The 16,399-nt window shown below is 62.9% G+C and carries 14 protein-coding genes; 5 read left to right on the top strand and 9 right to left on the bottom strand.

Going from position 1 to position 16,399, the window contains the following annotated elements:
• Nucleotides 1-176: 176 nt before the first annotated feature.
• Entirely contained in the window at nucleotides 177-1,415 is a 1,239-nt protein-coding gene (locus J9885_RS01935; protein WP_210547922.1) for a multifunctional CCA addition/repair protein, read from the top strand.
• A gap of 111 nt (nucleotides 1,416-1,526) precedes the next feature.
• Here the strand turns inward: J9885_RS01935 and J9885_RS01930 are convergent, their stop codons facing one another.
• The gene (locus tag J9885_RS01930) at nucleotides 1,527-2,792 is read right to left on the bottom strand and encodes an inorganic phosphate transporter (protein ID WP_043763010.1); all 1,266 of its coding nucleotides are present in this window, start codon (nucleotides 2,790-2,792) and stop codon (nucleotides 1,527-1,529) included.
• A gap of 25 nt (nucleotides 2,793-2,817) precedes the next feature.
• Nucleotides 2,818-3,498, bottom strand: a complete 681-nt coding sequence (locus J9885_RS01925) for a TIGR00153 family protein (protein WP_043763013.1) — start codon at nucleotides 3,496-3,498, stop codon at nucleotides 2,818-2,820.
• Nucleotides 3,499-3,667: 169 nt separating this feature from the next.
• Here J9885_RS01925 and J9885_RS01920 point away from each other — a divergent pair, with 169 nt between their 5' ends.
• Nucleotides 3,668-4,612, top strand: a complete 945-nt coding sequence (locus J9885_RS01920; protein WP_210547921.1) for a CYTH domain-containing protein — start codon at nucleotides 3,668-3,670, stop codon at nucleotides 4,610-4,612.
• Between the two features lie 103 nt (nucleotides 4,613-4,715).
• Here the strand turns inward: J9885_RS01920 and J9885_RS01915 are convergent, their stop codons facing one another.
• The 7 genes from J9885_RS01915 to hslR form a co-directional block, all read right to left on the bottom strand.
• A complete protein-coding gene (locus J9885_RS01915; protein ID WP_043807879.1) occupies nucleotides 4,716-5,186 on the bottom strand; it encodes a glycine zipper 2TM domain-containing protein in 471 nt (156 codons plus the stop codon).
• Between the two features lie 131 nt (nucleotides 5,187-5,317).
• A complete protein-coding gene (locus J9885_RS01910; RefSeq protein ID WP_210547920.1) occupies nucleotides 5,318-5,770 on the bottom strand; it encodes a GNAT family N-acetyltransferase in 453 nt (150 codons plus the stop codon).
• 154 nt (nucleotides 5,771-5,924) lie between these two features.
• Complete coding sequence (locus J9885_RS01905) at nucleotides 5,925-7,727, bottom strand: aminopeptidase P family protein (protein ID WP_210547919.1); 1,803 nt, start codon at nucleotides 7,725-7,727, stop codon at nucleotides 5,925-5,927.
• A 33-nt stretch (nucleotides 7,728-7,760) separates the two neighbouring features.
• Nucleotides 7,761-8,426, bottom strand: coding sequence for a GntR family transcriptional regulator (locus J9885_RS01900; protein WP_043763026.1), 666 nt, complete (start codon nucleotides 8,424-8,426; stop codon nucleotides 7,761-7,763).
• Between the two features lie 172 nt (nucleotides 8,427-8,598).
• A complete protein-coding gene (gene pckA / locus J9885_RS01895) occupies nucleotides 8,599-10,224 on the bottom strand; it encodes a phosphoenolpyruvate carboxykinase (ATP) (protein WP_134694547.1) in 1,626 nt (541 codons plus the stop codon).
• 149 nt (nucleotides 10,225-10,373) lie between these two features.
• Entirely contained in the window at nucleotides 10,374-11,258 is an 885-nt protein-coding gene (gene hslO / locus J9885_RS01890) for an Hsp33 family molecular chaperone HslO (RefSeq protein ID WP_043763031.1), read from the bottom strand.
• A gap of 102 nt (nucleotides 11,259-11,360) precedes the next feature.
• Entirely contained in the window at nucleotides 11,361-11,759 is a 399-nt protein-coding gene (hslR, locus tag J9885_RS01885; RefSeq protein WP_043763034.1) for a ribosome-associated heat shock protein Hsp15, read from the bottom strand.
• Between the two features lie 209 nt (nucleotides 11,760-11,968).
• Between hslR and exeC the strand changes: the two genes are divergently transcribed.
• From exeC to exeE, 3 genes are read left to right on the top strand one after another with little or no spacing between them, the layout of a single operon-like run.
• Nucleotides 11,969-12,823 (top strand): GspC family type II secretion system variant ExeC, encoded by an 855-nt coding sequence (exeC, locus tag J9885_RS01880; RefSeq protein WP_282598274.1) that lies wholly within the window; start codon nucleotides 11,969-11,971, stop codon nucleotides 12,821-12,823.
• Between the two features lie 21 nt (nucleotides 12,824-12,844).
• Nucleotides 12,845-14,893: a GspD family T2SS secretin variant ExeD gene (gene exeD / locus J9885_RS01875; RefSeq protein WP_210547917.1), complete on the top strand. Its 2,049-nt coding sequence runs from the start codon at nucleotides 12,845-12,847 to the stop codon at nucleotides 14,891-14,893.
• Complete coding sequence (gene exeE / locus J9885_RS01870) at nucleotides 14,893-16,398, top strand: GspE family T2SS ATPase variant ExeE (RefSeq protein ID WP_043763038.1); 1,506 nt, start codon at nucleotides 14,893-14,895, stop codon at nucleotides 16,396-16,398. Before exeD ends, exeE begins: the two co-directional genes overlap by 1 nt.
• The last annotated feature ends 1 nt before the right edge of the window (nucleotide 16,399 follow it).

The following is a 16,399-nucleotide window of genomic DNA, read 5'->3' as shown; positions in this document are numbered from 1 at the left end:
AGAGGGATGTCAAAGACCCGGGGACCATAAGAGGGGCCGGCTCGAATTCCGGGTGGATGGCACCCGGAGCATAGAACAATGGTACAGGGTTGGCGGGCGACGCCGTGGCGGCCTTTCATCGTCTCTGGCAGCCAAAAGCGGTATCATGGCGACAGGTTTATCGAGGGAGAGTGTGCGTGCAGATTTATCTGGTCGGAGGGGCGGTTCGGGATCGCCTGTTGGGGTTGCCGCAGGGTGACAGGGATCACCTGGTGGTCGGTGCCACTGTGGCACAGATGCTGGCGCTGGGCTTTACCCAGGTCGGCCGCGACTTCCCCGTGTTTCTGCACCCCAAGACCCAGCAGGAGTACGCCCTGGCCCGCACCGAGCGCAAGCAGGGGCAGGGCTATACCGGCTTCGTCTGCCATGCTGCCCCCGAGGTGACGCTGGAGCAGGACCTGCTGCGCCGGGATCTCACCATCAATGCCATCGCCGAAGATGAAGAGGGACAGCTGCACGACCCCTACGGCGGCATCCAGGATCTGGAACGGCGGGTGCTGCGCCACGTCTCCCCGGCGTTTGCAGAAGATCCCCTGCGTATCCTGCGGGTGGCCCGCTTCGCCGCTCGCTTCCATGCACAGGGCTTCGTGGTGGCCCCCGAGACGCTGGGGCTGATGCGCGAGATGACGGAGGCTGGGGAGCTTGCCCACCTGACCCCGGAGCGGGTCTGGAAGGAGCTCGAGAAGGTGCTGCTTGGTCCGACTCCCCAGGTCTTTTTCGAGGTGCTGCGGGAATGTGGCGCCCTCAAGGCGCTCTTCCCCGAACTGGATGCCCTGTTCGGCGTGCCGGCCCCTGCCAGGTGGCACCCGGAGATCGACACCGGCATCCACACCATGATGGTGCTGGGGCAGGCGTGCCGCCTCTCCCCCGAACTGGCGGTGCGTTTTGCCGCCCTGTGCCACGACTTTGGCAAGGGGGTGACGCCGCCGGCGTTCTGGCCCAGTCACCACGGCCATGGCCAGAAGGGGCTGCCCCTCATTCGCGACTTCTGCGAGCGTTTCCGGGTACCGAACGAGTGTCGCGATCTCGCGCTGCTGGTGAGCGATCTGCATACCCACATTCACATCGCCTTTGAGCTCAAGCCGGCGACCTTGTTGAAGGTGTTCGACAAGGCGGATGCCTGGCGCAAGCCGGAGCGTTTTGCTCAGTTGCTGGATGCCTGCCGCGCCGATTTCCACGGTCGCACCGGCTTCGAAGAGAAGGTCTACAGCCAGCCGGACTACGTCGCCCAGGCCCTGGACGCGGCCCTGGCGGTGCCGGTCAAGGAGATAGTGGCGGCGGGCTTCAAGGGGGAGGCGATCCGCGAGCAACTCGCCAAGCGCCGGCTCGATGCCATCAGCCGGGTGCGTGACGAGTGGACCTTTATCGAGGAGTAAGCGCCTCTGCAGGGTCGATTGGCGATGCGCTATCGACCGTTTGAGACAACAGAGAAGCATAAAAAAGCCCGGGTCTGTGACCCGGGCTTTTTGTTGTGCGGCCAGGACTGCTTAAGAGAAGCAGGCCTGCAGCACATAGAAGATGGCGATGGCCAGGATGGCGCCTGCGGGCAGAGTGATGACCCAGGAGACCACGATGTTGCGCAGCACACCCAGATTGAGCGCCGCGATGCCCCGCGCCAGACCCACGCCCATGACCGCACCCACCAGGGTCTGGGTGGTGGAGATGGGCAGGCCGGTACCGGAGGCGATCACCACGGTGGCGGCGGTCGCCAGCTGGGCGGCGAAGCCACGGCTCGGGGTCAGATGGGTGATGCCGGTGCCGACGGTCGCCATCACCTTCTCGCCCATGGTGGCCAGACCGATGACGATACCGATGCCGCCGAGGGGCAGGATCCACCAGGCGATGTGGGAGCTGCCGCCGATCTCGCCGCCGGCCGCCACGATGGAGGCGACTGCGGAGAGCGGGCCAATGGCGTTGGCCACGTCATTGGAGCCGTGGGCGAAGGCCATGGCACAGGCGGTGATGATCATCAGGATGCCGAACACCTTCTCCACGTTGGCGAAGTGCATCTTGCTGTCATCTTTCGGGTTGTACTTCTGGCCGCGGATATAGAGCCAGCCCGCGAAGGCCACTGCGATGGAGAGGGCAACGGAGAGCAGGACGCCTTCGCCATTGCTCAGGTGCAGACCGACGTGGGTCAACCCCTTCTTGATGGTGACCAGGCAGATGACCAGCGCGGTCAGGAACATGTAGAAGGGGACATAACGCTTGGCGTTGTCCAGGGGGTTGTCCGTGTTGAAGATGAGCTTCTGCACGCTGATGAACATGAAGTAGGCGATGATGCCCGAGATGGCCGGTGTGACCACCCAGGAGCCGACGATGCCGCCAAACTTGCTCCACTGCACCGCTTCCGGGCCCACGCTCACCACGGCAAAGCCGACGATGGCGCCGATGATGGAGTGGGTGGTGGAGACGGGCCAGCCGAAATAGGAGGCCAGGATCAGCCACAGACCCGCCGCCAGCAGGGAGGCGATCATGCCGAGCACCAGCAGATCCGGCGTGTCGGCGAAGGCGTTGCTGTCGATGATGCCGCTGCGAATGGTGGCCGTCACCTCGCCACCGGCCAGATAGGCACCGGCGAACTCGAAGATCATGGCGATGATGATCGCCTGACGGATGGTCAGGGATTTGGTGCCGACCGATGTCCCCATGGCGTTGGCGACGTCATTCGCACCAATGCCCCAGGCCATCAAAAAGCCGAACAAGGCCGCCACGAGCACCAGGGTGGTGCCGTAATTTGCGATAATGTCCATTAGTAGTGTTTACCCAGTCAGTCGATTACGAACGAGCCAGCATCAATTCCAGACGGGCGCCAACGCGCTCTGCCTGATCAGCCAGGTCACCTACCCATTCGAGGATCTTGTAGAGGAACATAACGTCAATCGGATTGTATTTGTGCTCAACGGCTTGCAGCTGTTGGCGCAGCCCGATCTGCATGGTGTCAGTATCGTCCTCGATGAGATCCAGCTGGTGGATCATCTCGGCAACCATTTCAACTTCACGTCCTTTAAAGCCGGTTTCGAGCAGCTCATCGAGTTCTTCGATGGCTTTTTCGGCCTGGGCGGTCGCATCGATACAGCGTTTGAGATAGGCCATGAAATCGGCACGCATCTCGGTGGGGAATTCCATCTTGCGGCCAAGCATGCGGCCGGAAATATCCTTGGCACGGTTGGCTATCTTGTCCTGCTGGGTCAAGAGCTCCAGCAGATCGGTACGGGCGACCGGCAGGAACAGGCCGCGGGGGAGTTTCAGGCGAATTTCGCGTTTGAGGATGTCCGCTTCTTTTTCCAGTTGGGCGATCTGTTGCCGGATTTTCTCGGCATCTTCCCAGCGGTCTTCGGCAACGGCATCAAAGAAGGGAATGAGCTGCTCGCAGCACACGTGAACCTTGACGATATGCTTCTGCAGCGGCTTGATGGGGGACTTGGCAAAAAGACCCAAAATAGTATTTACTGGCATGGCCAAACCTGTGTCGGTGAAAAAACACTCGATACGATTTTATGAGGGGCGCATGGTAACCGAACTGTGCCATCAATAAAACCGTGAATTAATCCTGAGCTGTCGCTGGCATTATATCCTCGCGACCCGGATCATGCCCCCCAAAGTTGCCTGCCCGCCCGGAATGACTATGCAAACTGAGATCGAGATAAAGTTTTTCGTCACCAGCGATATTCAAGATTCCCTATCCAACTTTCTGAATTCACTCGAGATTATCTCCTCCGATCAGGCGAGGCTCGGCAATGTCTACTTCGACACGCCCGCCCTGGATCTGCGCCGGCTCGACATGGGCTTGCGCATCCGCCGCAGCGATCATTTTTCTGAACAGACCATCAAGTGCCGGGGTCAGGTGGTGGGGGGGCTGCATGCCAGACCCGAATACAACGCTCCCATCGACGGTTCCCTGCCCACCCTGTCGGCCTTTCCGGCGGAGATCTGGCCGAGCCCGGTGGTGCGCGACGAGATCCAGTCCCGTCTGGTGGCGCAGTTCAGCACCGACTTCCTGCGTCGGCACTGGCTGGTTGCCTTCGACGGCGCCCTGATCGAGCTGGCCTGGGATCGGGGGGAGATTGTCGGTGCCCTGGGGCGCACCGAGATTGACGAGCTGGAGCTGGAGATCAAATCTGGCGAGCCCGCCGCCCTGTTCGGGCTGGCGGAGCAGCTGGCGGCGCTGGGAGGATTGCGGCTGGGGGCCCAGTCCAAGGCGCAGCGTGGCTACCGGCTGGCCGGGCTCGGCAAGCCCCTGGCCGTGCAGCCCTTGCCCGAGGTGTCGGAGGGCAAGGCTGGGATCACGGCCGGCCTGCAGCATTGGCAACACCACGAGCAGCTCTGGCTGGAGGGGGACGATGCCGTGCGGGCACCGGCGTTGCAAGGCATGCTGCAGGGCTGCGCCCTGGTGGCCGGTGCCGCAGCGGCCCTGAGCCCTGCGCCGGCCTGGCTGCCCGAGCTTCTGGTGCAGCAGCGCCTGCTGGCCGAGGCGACCGGGGAGGCGGCATCACTCCAGGCCCGGCTCCACGATGCCAACCTGGTCGGCCTGCAGTTGGCCATCGCCGCCTGGCTGCATCTGAATGCCTGAGGCGAGCAGGGGGCCAGGCTAGCAAACCCGACAGACAACAAAAAGGTGAGCCTGGGCTCACCTTTTTTATTGGACACTCGTTGTTTCAGGCACTCAGGCGGGATCAGTTCACCACGGCCACGTTGATGGTGCCGTTGCCCTGTGTCATGCGGACCCGGGCACCCGGCACGAAGGTCGGGCTGGCTTTTTGCACCACCACGATGGATTCACCGCTCTCCTTCTTGATCTCGAGCTCCACGCCATCCACCTGATTGAGCTTGTCACCGGCGGCCTTGCCGGCGGCAGCACCGGCGATGGCACCCCCGGCGGCGGCGATGTCACTGCCGCGACCGCCCCCTATGGTGCTGCCGAGCAGGCCACCCACCACGGCGCCGCCTATGGTGCCGATCAGGGAGTTTTCGTCTGCCTGGATCTTGACCGGGCGGGTGGAGATGATGGTGCCGTAACTGACGGTCTGCACCTGCTTGGCGCGATCCTTGGTGTAGACATCGCCGGAGTAGACGTCGCTGTTGGCACAGCCCGTGATGGCGGTGGTGGCGGCCAGCAGGGTGACGAGGGCAATACGTTTCAACATGATGTGCCTCCTGGGCGGGCATCGGATTAATCTGGTGATGGATTCAACTTTACGCCAACCAGGTTGCTCATGAAACCTGCAAAATGTAACCAGGTATGTGTGTGGACGCCGTCCGGCGCCCCTGATGACCGTCAGATCAGGGACTTTTCCAGCAACAGGCGATCCTCACCCGCACCGAAATAGCCCGCCTCTTCGGACAGCAAGGCATAGCCGAGGCGCAGGTAGAGGCGCCGGGCGGGATTGGCCGGATCCACGGTCAGTCTGACCCTTGCAACCTGCAGTGCCGTCAGGCCCTGCTCCACTTGCAGCATCATGCGTTCGGCCAGGCCGAAGCCGCGCGCCTCGGGGCGCACCGCCAGGGAAAGCAGCCAGCCCTGCGACCGATCCTGACCGAGCCCTCCCAGGGCATAGCCCAGCAGCCTGCCTTCCCGCTCCGCCACGATCAGCATATCGGGCCACAAATCCATGGCCTGACGGAAGAAGAAGGGAGGATAGACATCCTCACCGAAGATGTCGGCGTCGAGCCGCCCTATGGCGTGCATGTCGGCGTGGGTGGCAATGCGTAAAACGGGGGGCGGGTGCATCCGGGCTCCTGTCACGGGTCTCTGCTGCCGGCGGGCAGCGAAAAAAGAGGCACAGGGTAGAAGGCCGGGCGAAGCGATGCAAGCGGGTCTCTTCTGCCCGGGCAGGCAGGAGAGATCCGAAGGCAAAAAAACAGGGCCCGCAGGCCCTGTGTCATCAGAGGAGGCTGGTCGCCTGCTCCAGCCATGCGAGATCCTCGCCAGCCAGCAGCGGGCTCAGGCGGCGATAGACTTCGGCGTGGTATTCGTTGATCCAGCGGAACTCGGCCGGGCTCAGCAGGCTGCGATCGATGAGGCGGGTGTCGAACGGTACATAGGTCAGCCGTTCGAAGCCCAGCATGGCGAGTTCGCCGCGGGCTTCCTGCTCGGTCACCACCACCAGGTTTTCACAGCGGATACCGAACCCATCCTCCCGGTAGTAGCCCGGCTCGTTGGAGAGCACCATGCCCGGCTGCAGGGCCACCAGGCTGCCCTTGGGGGCGATGCGCTGCGGGCCTTCATGCACGCTGAGGAAGTGGCCAACGCCGTGGCCGGTGCCGTGGTCGTAGTTGTAGCCGGCCTGCCACAGAGGCATGCGGGCCAGCACGTCGAGCTGGATGCCGGCGGTGCCGCGCGGGAAGCGGGCCTGATCCAGGGCGATGTGGCCCTGCAGCACCCGGGTGAACATCGCCTTGTGCTCGTCGGTCACCTCACCCACCTTGACGGTTCGGGTGATGTCGGTGGTGCCGTCCAGATACTGGGCACCGGAGTCCACCAGATAGATGCTGTCCTGGCCGAAGGCGCGCGGGGTGCCATTGGTGTGACGGTAGTGGCACATGGCGGCGTTGGGACCGAGTGCGGAGATGGTGTCGAAGCTCGGCTCCACATAGTGATCCTGCTCGCGGCGGAAGGCCTCGAGCCGATCGGCCAGGGTGCCTTCATCCACACCGTCGAATTCGCCGCTGGCGATCAGGCGATCCAGCCAGGCGAGGAAGCGGGTGACGGCGACGCCATCGCGCAGGTGTGCGCGCTGCATGCCGGCCAGCTCCACGGCGTTCTTGCACGCCTTGGGCAGCATGGTCGGGTCCTGACCTGCCACCAGGATGGCGCCCGCCTCTTCCATGACCAGCTGGGTCCAGGCGTTGGCGGTGTTGGGGTCGGCCAGCACCTTCTGGTGATCCTCGCCGATGCGCTTGAGCACGTCACCCAGCTTGTCGATGGGGTAGACGGAGACATCCTGACCCACGTGCTGGCTGAAGGCGAAGCAGTCGATCTTGTCGGTGTCGACGAAGAAGTCCACCGTGGTGTTGGCGTACAGCACCGCGAAGCCCAGCACCACGGGCAGACGCTCCACGTCGCGACCGCGCAGGTTCAGCAGCCAGTTGATGGGCTCGGCCTGGGTCAGCAGCACCGCATCCAGCCCGAGCTTGCGCAGATCGCTGGCCAGCAGCTCGCGCTTGGCCTGGCTGGACTGGCCCGCCAGCTCCTCGCTGTAGAGGATGACAGGGCTCTTGGTCGGGGCGGGGCGATCGACCCAGTGCAGATCGATGGGGTTGTCGTCGACCCGGATCAGCTCGATACCGCGATCGGCCAGCACGGCCCTGGCGTTCTGGTACCAGGCCAGGCTGTGGAGGCGGGGGTCAAAGCCGACCCGGGAACCGGACGGCAGCTGTTCGGCCAGCCACTGCACGTGGGGATTTTCCACCAGATGAAGGAACTCGAAGAGCTCGGCCGGTGCCTGCATGCGGGCCTGCACCGTATAACGACCGTCGATGAACAGGGCCGCCCGCTGCGCCAGTATGATGGCAAGGCCGGCGGAGCCGTTGAAACCCGTGATCCAGTCCAGCCGCTCTGCGTAGGCGGGAATGTATTCCCCCAGGTGCTCGTCGTCGTGGGGAACGATGAAGGCGTCCAGTTCCAGCGTGGCCAGAGTGGTCCTGACCTGGGCGACGCGGGTTTCAATAATCTCGAAATGATTCATGTCGTTATTGCCAGATTGTGATGATGTGAGTGTTCATGGGTGGTGGCTGTTCGCCAGGATCTGCCTGACCGACTGGCCTGCCGCCTCGATGTGTTGCTTGAGCAGTACCACGGCCTCGTGCTTGCGCCGGGCGCGGCACAGCTCCAGCAGCCGGGCGTGCTCGCGCTCGGCCTTGTCTACGCCGCCCTGGGCAAACAGCAGTTCGAAACGCACATAGCGGTCGCAGCTCAGATTGATCTGGGCGATCAGCTCCAGTGCCTGGGGGCGATTGGCAACCTGATAGAGGGTGGCGTGAAAACGGTGGTTCAATTCGGCCCAGTGTTCGATCTGGGTGCCGGACTCCAGCGCCAGATCAAACTGGGCGAGGATGGCCTCCGCCTCGGCGAAGGTGGCTTCCGTCATCTTGTCGACGGCGTGAAACAGGGTATCGGCTTCCAGCAGCGCCCGCAAATAAAAGAGCTCTTCGACGGCGGAGGCGTCCAGCATGGTGACGACGGCGCCGCGATGGGCCTCGAACTTCACCAGCCCCTGGGCTTCCAGCTGCATCAGGGCCTCGCGCACCGGGATGCGGCTCACCGCCAGCTCCTTGGCGATGGCGTCCTGGCGCAGGGGGGCCCCGGCGGGAAATTCCCCGCGCAGTATCCGGCCACGGAGGTTCTCCATCACCATCTGGGTGCGGGTCTTGTAGGGTGGGGTCATGCTGGCGTCACGGGCAGGTTGCAAAATTGTATATTGTATAAAGTTTGGCTGAATCTAACGCGCGAGGGCGCGCAAGGCAAGGCTTGGCGGGAGTCATATGCCGCGTATCGGCCAAAAAAATACCGGCCAGCAGGGCTGACCGGTATGGGATTGAAGCTGGTTGGGGCCGTGATTACAGCTGCGGACCCGCCGCGACCAGGCGTTTGCCCTCGTCGTTGTCGGTGAAGCGCTCGAAGTTCTTGATGAAGCGCCCGGCCAGGTCGGCCGCCTTGGCATCCCACTCGGCCTTGTCGGCGTAGGTGTCACGCGGATCGAGGATGGCGGGATTGACGCCCGGCAGCTCGGTCGGCACTTCCAGGTTGAACACCGGCAGTACCTTGGTCGGCGCCTGCTCGATGGAACCATCCAGAATGGCGTCGATGATGGCGCGGGTATCCTTGATGGAGATGCGTTTGCCGGTGCCGTTCCAGCCGGTGTTGACCAGATAGGCTTCCGCCCCTGCCGCTTCCATCCGTTTCACCAGCTCCTGGCCGTACTTGGTCGGATGCAGGCTGAGGAAGGCCGCGCCGAAGCAGGAGGAAAAGGTCGGGGTCGGCTCGGTGATGCCGCGCTCGGTACCGGCCAGCTTGGCGGTGAAGCCGGACAGGAAGTGGTACTTGGTCTGCTCCTTGGTCAGCTTAGCGACCGGGGGCAGCACACCGAAGGCATCGGCAGTCAGGAAGATCACCTTGGTGGCGTGACCCGCCTTGGAGACCGGCTTGACGATGTTGTCGATGTGGTAGATGGGGTAGGAGACCCGGGTGTTCTCGGTGCGGGAACCGTCGTCGAAGTCGATTGTACCGTCGGCGGCCACGGTCACGTTCTCCAGCAGCGCATCGCGACGGATGGCGTGGTAGATGTCCGGCTCGGCCTCTTCGGAGAGCTTGATGGTCTTGGCGTAGCAGCCCCCTTCGAAGTTGAACACGCCGTGGTCGTCCCAGCCGTGTTCGTCGTCACCGATCAGCTGGCGCTTTGGATCGGTGGAGAGGGTGGTCTTGCCGGTGCCGGAGAGGCCGAAGAAGACGGCCACGTCGCCATCCTTGCCCACGTTGGCGGAGCAGTGCATGGAGGCGATGCCACGCAGGGGCAGGAAGTAGTTCATCATGGAGAACATGCCCTTCTTCATCTCGCCACCGTACCAGGTGCCACCGATGAGCTGCATCTTCTCGGTCATGTTGAAGGCGACGAAGTTCTCGGAGTTGAGACCCTGCTCCTTCCAGTCCGGGTTGGTGCACTTGGCGCCGTTCATCACCACGAAGTCCGGTGTGAAGGTCTTGAGCTCTTCCTCGCTCGGGCGGATGAACATGTTCTTCACGAAGTGCGCCTGCCAGGCCACCTCGGTGATGATGCGTACGGCCAGGCGGGTGTCCGGGTTGGCGCCGCAGAAGCCGTCCACCACGAACAGGCGCTTGCCGGAGAGCTGTTTGGTCACCAGGGATTTCAGATGTGACCACACTTCGGGTGTGATCGCCTTGTTATCGTTCTTGCCCTGGTCAGACCACCACACGGTATCCTGGGTGGTGGCATCTTTGACGATATATTTATCTTTCGGGGAGCGGCCGGTGAAGATGCCGGTGTTGACATTGACGGCGCCGAGCTCGGTGACGACGCCCCGTTCGAAACCTTCCAGGTCAGGGCGAGTCTCTTCTGCGAAAAGCTGCTCATAGGAGGGGTTGCGAACGATTTCCTGGCTATTTTTGATACCGTACTGGTCCAGCTTCAGTTGTTGGGCCAGGGTGGGTTCTACCACGATTGTCATTGTATTCTCCTGGGTTCAGAGGTGTGTAGGGTTCTATCTGACGTTCATGCTACCACCTAGGTGGTAGTTTTTAGCGATCGCCATCAAACTTTATAAAATAGGGTATTTTTTTGTTATTTAAGTTAAAGGCGGGTTTTGCCCGCCTTTGATTAGTGTAACTTGTTTGCATCATTACCGGGAGCCCTGCTGAACAGGGTTTCGATGTCGATCCCATCAAATTCGTAGTGGGCGCCGCAGTAATCGCAGTGCATGTCGATCTTGCCGAGCTCCTGCACCATGGCCACCGCCTCCTGCTTCTCTATCTGCAGCAGAGCCCCTTCGCAGCGGGCGCGGGAACAGGTGCAGCGGAACTCGATGGCCTGGGGATCGAACACTCGCACCTTGTCCTGGTGGTAGAGGCGGTAGAGGATCTCTTCCGCTTCCAGACCGAACAGCTCCTCATCCTTGATGGTGGTAGTGAGCTGGACCAGGTGATCGAAGTCCTCGCTGTGATCCTCGCTCTGGGCCGGCAGCTCCTGCAGCAGGATGCCGGCGGCGCGGGGCTGGCCTTCGTGATGGCCGGTGCGGATCCAGAGGCGGGTGGCGAGCTGCTCGGACTGGGCGAAATACTGCTCCAGGCAAGCCGCCAGGGTGTCGGCTTCCAGGGCGATGATGCCCTGATAGCGCTCGCCCTGCTCCGGGGTGATGGTGATCACCAGCTGGCCGTTGCCGATCAGGCTCTGCAGCTTGCCATCGCTCGGCAGCTCCCCTTCGAAGCGGGCCACGCCGCGCAGTTGCTGGTTGTTGTCGCCGTTGATCACCGCCAGGCGCACCGGGCCGTCCCCCTGCAGCTGCACCGTGATGGAGCCTTCGAACTTGAGGGTGGCGGTCAGCAGGCTGGTGGCGACCAGCAGCTCACCCAGCAGTTGCTGCACCTGTACCGGGTAGTTCTGGGCGTCGATGATGTGGCGATAGGTATGATCCAGCTGGACCAGCTCACCCCGCACTTCGTACTCTTCGAACAGATAGCGATACAGGAGGTCTTGGTTACTCATCATGTTTTCCTAGGATGTGCTTGGGGGAATAATTACATTGTTAAACAGGTGGTTAGGAACTATTTCCTCCACCTGCCGTCATAAAGGGGTCACGCAGGCAGATTAGGATTGCTTGACCTTGATCAGCTGGCGTCGCTCCTGCTTGTCGGGGCGGCGTTCGGGGCTCGGGGCAAACTGGCTGTTGAAGCGTCTGGCCTCGCTGTTTTCTGCCCGCCTCTTCAGGCTGGCCTCGGTCTCTTCATAGAGCTGCTGGGCCAGGGGGGCGGACTTGCGCTGTTCGCTCACCTCGAGCACCCGCACCTCCCGCTCGTCCTGGCCCTGCCAGAAACGGACGAGGGCGCCGACCTCGACGGTCTTGCCAGGTTTGCTGCGCTGGCCGTTGTAATGCACCTTGCCGCCATCGATCTGATCCCGTGCCAGACTGCGGGTCTTGTAGAAGCGGGCGGCCCACAGCCACTTGTCGAGACGGACCTGAGGGCTGCTCTGTGCTGTATTTGGCATGGTTCGGCTCCGGGATGACTGAAAGGGTGCATGATTATACCAGAGGCAACCCCCGGGATAGAAACTGGGGGCGGGTGTGACGGAATCTGAATTTTCTCCCCTTGGTCCCATCCGGTCGGTTGTCTCTGGGTCCATTGCCGTACACAATAGCTAACCGACTAGGATGCCAGACAATTTTGATAAAGATGACGCTACCGTTCAGGGATGATTTGTTGAACTCCCTTCTGGCTCGCTGCAAGGCAGTGCCACTCTCCCGTTTCAGCCAACCCCTGTTCTGGCTGCTGCTCTTGTTGCTGGCGCAGCAGTGCGCCGTGCTCACCTGGCGCCTGTTTGAACTGGCCCAGCCATCCGGCAGCGCACCCTGGCAGCCATCCGTCACCTCGGCTCAGGGTCGCGGCGGCGATCGCCTCGATCTTGCCAACCTCAGCCGCCTCTCGCTGTTTGGCAAGGCGCAGCAGCCTCAGGCCGACAAAATGGCGGAGGCTGTCGCAGCCGATGCCCCCAAGACCCAGCTCAACGCCCAGCTCAACGGCGTGCTGGCCAGCTCAGATCCGGCCAAATCCATCGCCATCATCGCCCATAACGGGGTACAGAATTCTTACGGCATCGGGGATTACATCGACGGCACCCAGGCGAAGATCCGCCAGGTGTTCGCCGACCGGGTCATCATCGCCCGCGACGGCCGTGACGAGACCCTGATGCTGGACGGGGAAGAGTACGGCAAACCCCTGCCCAAGGCGGCCCGCCAGGGGGAGGGGCTCACCGCGGTGCGCAGCGAGCTGCTGAGCAATCCTGGCAAGATCACCGATTATCTCAATATTTCCCCGGTCCGGGTGGATGGCCGCATGGTCGGCTATCGACTCAACCCGGGCCGCAATCCGGAACTGTTCAATCAACTCGGACTGGTCGCCAACGATCTGGCGGTCAGCATCAATGGCCTGGATCTGCGGGATAACGCACAGGCCATGCAGGCGATGCAGCAGGTAGCGGGCGCCACGGAAATGACCGTCACCGTCGAGCGGCAAGGACAGCTCTACGACGTGTATGTCGGCTTGTCAGAATAATGAATCGGAGTAACACCAAGAATGATAAATAAAGGGAAGAGCTGGGGTCTTGCCACCATGGCCACGGCCTTGATGATGGCAGGTTCTGCCTGGGCCACCGAGTATTCCGCGAGTTTCAAGAATGCCGACATCGAGGAGTTCATCAACACGGTCGGCAAGAACCTCAACAAGACCATCATCATCGAGCCCTCTGTGCGCGGCAAGATCAACGTGCGCAGCTACGACCTGCTCAATGAGGAGCAGTACTACCAGTTCTTCCTGAGCGTGCTCGACGTCTACGGCTTCGCCGTGGTGCCCATGAACAACGGCGTGCTCAAGGTGGTGCGTTCCAAGGATGCCAAGACCTCGGCCATCCCCGTGGTGGACGATCGCAACCCCGGCGTGGGGGACGAGATGGTGACCCGGGTGGTCCCGGTGCGCAACGTCTCGGTGCGCGAGCTGGCCCCTTTGCTGCGCCAGCTCAACGACAACGCCGGTGGCGGCAACGTGGTCCATTACGAGCCTTCCAACGTGCTGCTGATCACTGGCCGTGCCGCCGTGGTGAATCGCCTGGTGGAGGTGGTGCGCCGGGTGGACAAGGCGGGCGATCAGGATATGGACGTCATCAAGCTGAAGTACGCCTCCGCAGGCGAGATGGTGCGGCTGGTGACCAACCTCAACAAGGATGGCAGCAACCAGGGGGCCAATGCCTCCCTGCTGCTCTCCCCCAAGGTGGTGGCGGACGAGCGCACCAACTCCGTGGTGATCAGCGGTGAGCCCAAGGCCCGTGCCCGCATCATCCAGATGGTGCGCCAGCTCGACCGGGATCTGCAGAGTCAGGGTAACACCCGGGTCTTCTACCTGAAATACGGCAAGGCCAAGGATCTGGTGGACGTGCTCAAGGGGGTCAGCTCCAGCATAGAAGCGGACAAGAAGGGAGGGGGCGCAGCCGCTGGCGGTGGTGCCAGCATAGGCGGTGGCCAGCTCGCCATCTCTGCGGACGAGACCACCAATGCCCTGGTGATCACCGCCCAGCCGGACGTCATGGCCGAACTGGAGCAGGTCATCGCCAAGCTCGACATTCGCCGTGCCCAGGTACTGGTGGAGGCGATCATCGTCGAGGTGTCGGATGGTGACGGCCTGAACCTCGGGGTGCAGTGGGCCAACGCCAACGGCGGTGGCACCCAGTTCACCAACACCGGCCTGCCCATCGGTCCCGCCATCATCGCGGGCAAGGATTACGACGACAACGGCAACACCGACGGGCTGGAGAGCCTGCTCAGCGATTTCAGCGGCATGGCGGCGGGCTTCTACAAGGGAGACTGGGCCGCTCTGGTGACGGCGCTCTCCACCAACACCAAGAACGACATCCTCTCGACCCCGAGCATCGTCACCATGGACAACAAGGAAGCCTCCTTCAACGTCGGCCAGGAAGTGCCGGTGCAGAGCGGCTCCCAGAGTTCCACCACCAGCGATCAGGTGTTCAACACCATAGAGCGCAAGACGGTGGGGACCAAGCTGGTGGTGACGCCCCAGATCAACGAGGGAGACTCGGTGCTGCTCAACATCGAGCAGGAGGTCTCCAGCGTGGCGCAGACCCAGGCGACCGGGACCGCGAACCTGGGCCCGACCTTCGACACCCGCACCGTGAAGAACGCCGTGCTGGTGAAGAGCGGCGAGACCGTGGTGCTGGGCGGTCTGATGGACGAGCAGACCAAGGAGCAGGTCTCCAAGGTTCCCTTGCTCGGCGACATCCCTGTACTGGGCTATCTGTTCCGCTCGACGTCCAACACCACTTCCAAGCGCAACCTCATGGTGTTCATCCGGCCGACCATACTGCGTGACGCCAACGTCTACACCGGGGTCTCCAGCAACAAGTACACCCTGTTCAGGGCCGAGCAGCTGAACCGGGCCGCGGATGAGGGCTATGCCACCTCGCCCCCCCGCCAGGTGCTGCCCGCCTACGGCCAGGACGTGATGATGTCCCCCGAGGTACAGCAGCAGATCGAGCGGATGAAGGCCCAGCAGCAGGCCACCGCCACCGGTGTTCGCACCCAGGTGCAGCAACCCTTCGTGCAGAGCAAGCCCTGATGGCCGCGTATCAGCTCGATGGCAGCGAGCTGCCGGCCGCTTTGCCGGAACTGCCGTTCGCCTTCGCCCGCAACTTCGGGGCCATCCTGACCGAACGCCAGGGGGCCCCCGTGCTGCTCTGTCGCCAGGGGGTGACCCCGCAGACCCTGCTGGAAGTGCGGCGGGTGGCGGGCTGCGCCTTCGCGGTGGAACAGTTTGGCAACGACGAGTTCGAGACACTGCTGATGGCCCACTACCAGCGCGACTCCTCCGAGGCGCGCCAGCTGATGGAGGATCTTGGCAACGAGATGGACTTCTTCGCCCTGGCCGAGGAGCTGCCCCAGAGCGAGGATCTGCTGGACGCCGACGACGACGCCCCCATCATCCGCCTCATCAACGCCATGCTGAGCGAGGCGATCAAGGAGGAGGCGTCCGACATCCACATCGAGACCTTCGAGCGGGCCCTGGTCATTCGTTTTCGCATCGATGGGGTGCTGCGGGAGATCCTGCGCCCCCATCGCAAGCTGGCGTCGCTCCTGGTGTCGCGCATCAAGGTGATGTCGCGCATGGACATCGCCGAGAAGCGGGTGCCCCAGGATGGCCGCATCTCATTGCGCATCGGCGGCCGCGCCGTCGACGTGCGCGTCTCCACCATGCCGTCCAGCTACGGCGAGCGGGTGGTGCTGCGTCTCTTGGACAAGAACAACGTGCGCCTCGAGCTCAAGCAGCTCGGCATGACGCTCGCCAACCGCAACATCATCAGCGATCTCATCCGCAAGCCCCATGGCATCATTCTGGTGACGGGCCCGACCGGTTCGGGCAAGTCCACTACCCTCTATGCGGCACTGTCCGAGATCAATTCGCGGGATCGCAACATCCTGACCGTTGAAGACCCCATCGAGTATGACCTCGAAGGGGTGGGCCAGACCCAGGTCAACAGCAAGGTGGACATGACCTTTGCCCGCGGCCTGCGCGCCATCCTGCGTCAGGATCCGGACGTGGTGATGGTGGGGGAGATCCGCGACCTCGAGACCGCCCAGATCGCGGTGCAGGCGTCCCTCACCGGTCACCTGGTGATGTCGACCCTGCACACCAACACCGCCATCGGCGCCATCACCCGGATGCGGGACATGGGTATCGAGCCCTTCCTGCTCTCCTCGTCGCTCCTGGCGGTGCTGGCACAGCGTCTGGTGCGCACCCTCTGTCCGGATTGCCGCACCTCGCACCCCGTCACCGAGCAGGAGCGCCTCGCCATGGGCATCGAACTCGCGCCGGATCAGCAGATCTGGCGTCCGGTGGGATGCGAGCAATGCAACTACACCGGCTACCGCGGCCGGACCGGCATCCACGAACTGGTGGTGGTGGACGAGGCGGTGCGCGAGGCGATCCACAGTGCCAGCGGCGAGCTGGCCATCGAGCGGTTGATCCGGGGCCATACCCCCAGCATCCGCCGTGACGGCATCGACAAGGTCCTCCAGGGGCAGACCAGCCTCGAAGAGGTGCTGCGCGTGACCCGGGAAGATTGAG

This window comes from Aeromonas sp. SrichE-2G (assembly GCF_017939565.1).
Taxonomy (GTDB): Bacteria; Pseudomonadota; Gammaproteobacteria; order Enterobacterales; family Aeromonadaceae; genus Aeromonas; species Aeromonas taiwanensis.
This window is presented reverse-complemented; position numbering and strand designations above follow the sequence as displayed.

Coding starts and splice junctions, on each gene's coding strand:
- J9885_RS01900 (WP_043763026.1), bottom strand. CDS start 8,426: ATGACCCCACCCTACAAGACCCGCACCCAGATGGTGATGGAGAACCTC.
- hslO (WP_043763031.1), bottom strand. CDS start 11,258: ATGAGTAACCAAGACCTCCTGTATCGCTATCTGTTCGAAGAGTACGAA.
- exeE (WP_043763038.1), top strand. CDS start 14,893: ATGGCCGCGTATCAGCTCGATGGCAGCGAGCTGCCGGCCGCTTTGCCG.
- J9885_RS01905 (WP_210547919.1), bottom strand. CDS start 7,727: ATGAATCATTTCGAGATTATTGAAACCCGCGTCGCCCAGGTCAGGACC.
- pckA (WP_134694547.1), bottom strand. CDS start 10,224: ATGACAATCGTGGTAGAACCCACCCTGGCCCAACAACTGAAGCTGGAC.
- exeD (WP_210547917.1), top strand. CDS start 12,845: ATGATAAATAAAGGGAAGAGCTGGGGTCTTGCCACCATGGCCACGGCC.
- J9885_RS01925 (WP_043763013.1), bottom strand. CDS start 3,498: ATGCCAGTAAATACTATTTTGGGTCTTTTTGCCAAGTCCCCCATCAAG.
- J9885_RS01915 (WP_043807879.1), bottom strand. CDS start 5,186: ATGTTGAAACGTATTGCCCTCGTCACCCTGCTGGCCGCCACCACCGCC.
- J9885_RS01910 (WP_210547920.1), bottom strand. CDS start 5,770: ATGCACCCGCCCCCCGTTTTACGCATTGCCACCCACGCCGACATGCAC.
- J9885_RS01930 (WP_043763010.1), bottom strand. CDS start 2,792: ATGGACATTATCGCAAATTACGGCACCACCCTGGTGCTCGTGGCGGCC.
- hslR (WP_043763034.1), bottom strand. CDS start 11,759: ATGCCAAATACAGCACAGAGCAGCCCTCAGGTCCGTCTCGACAAGTGG.
- J9885_RS01920 (WP_210547921.1), top strand. CDS start 3,668: ATGCAAACTGAGATCGAGATAAAGTTTTTCGTCACCAGCGATATTCAA.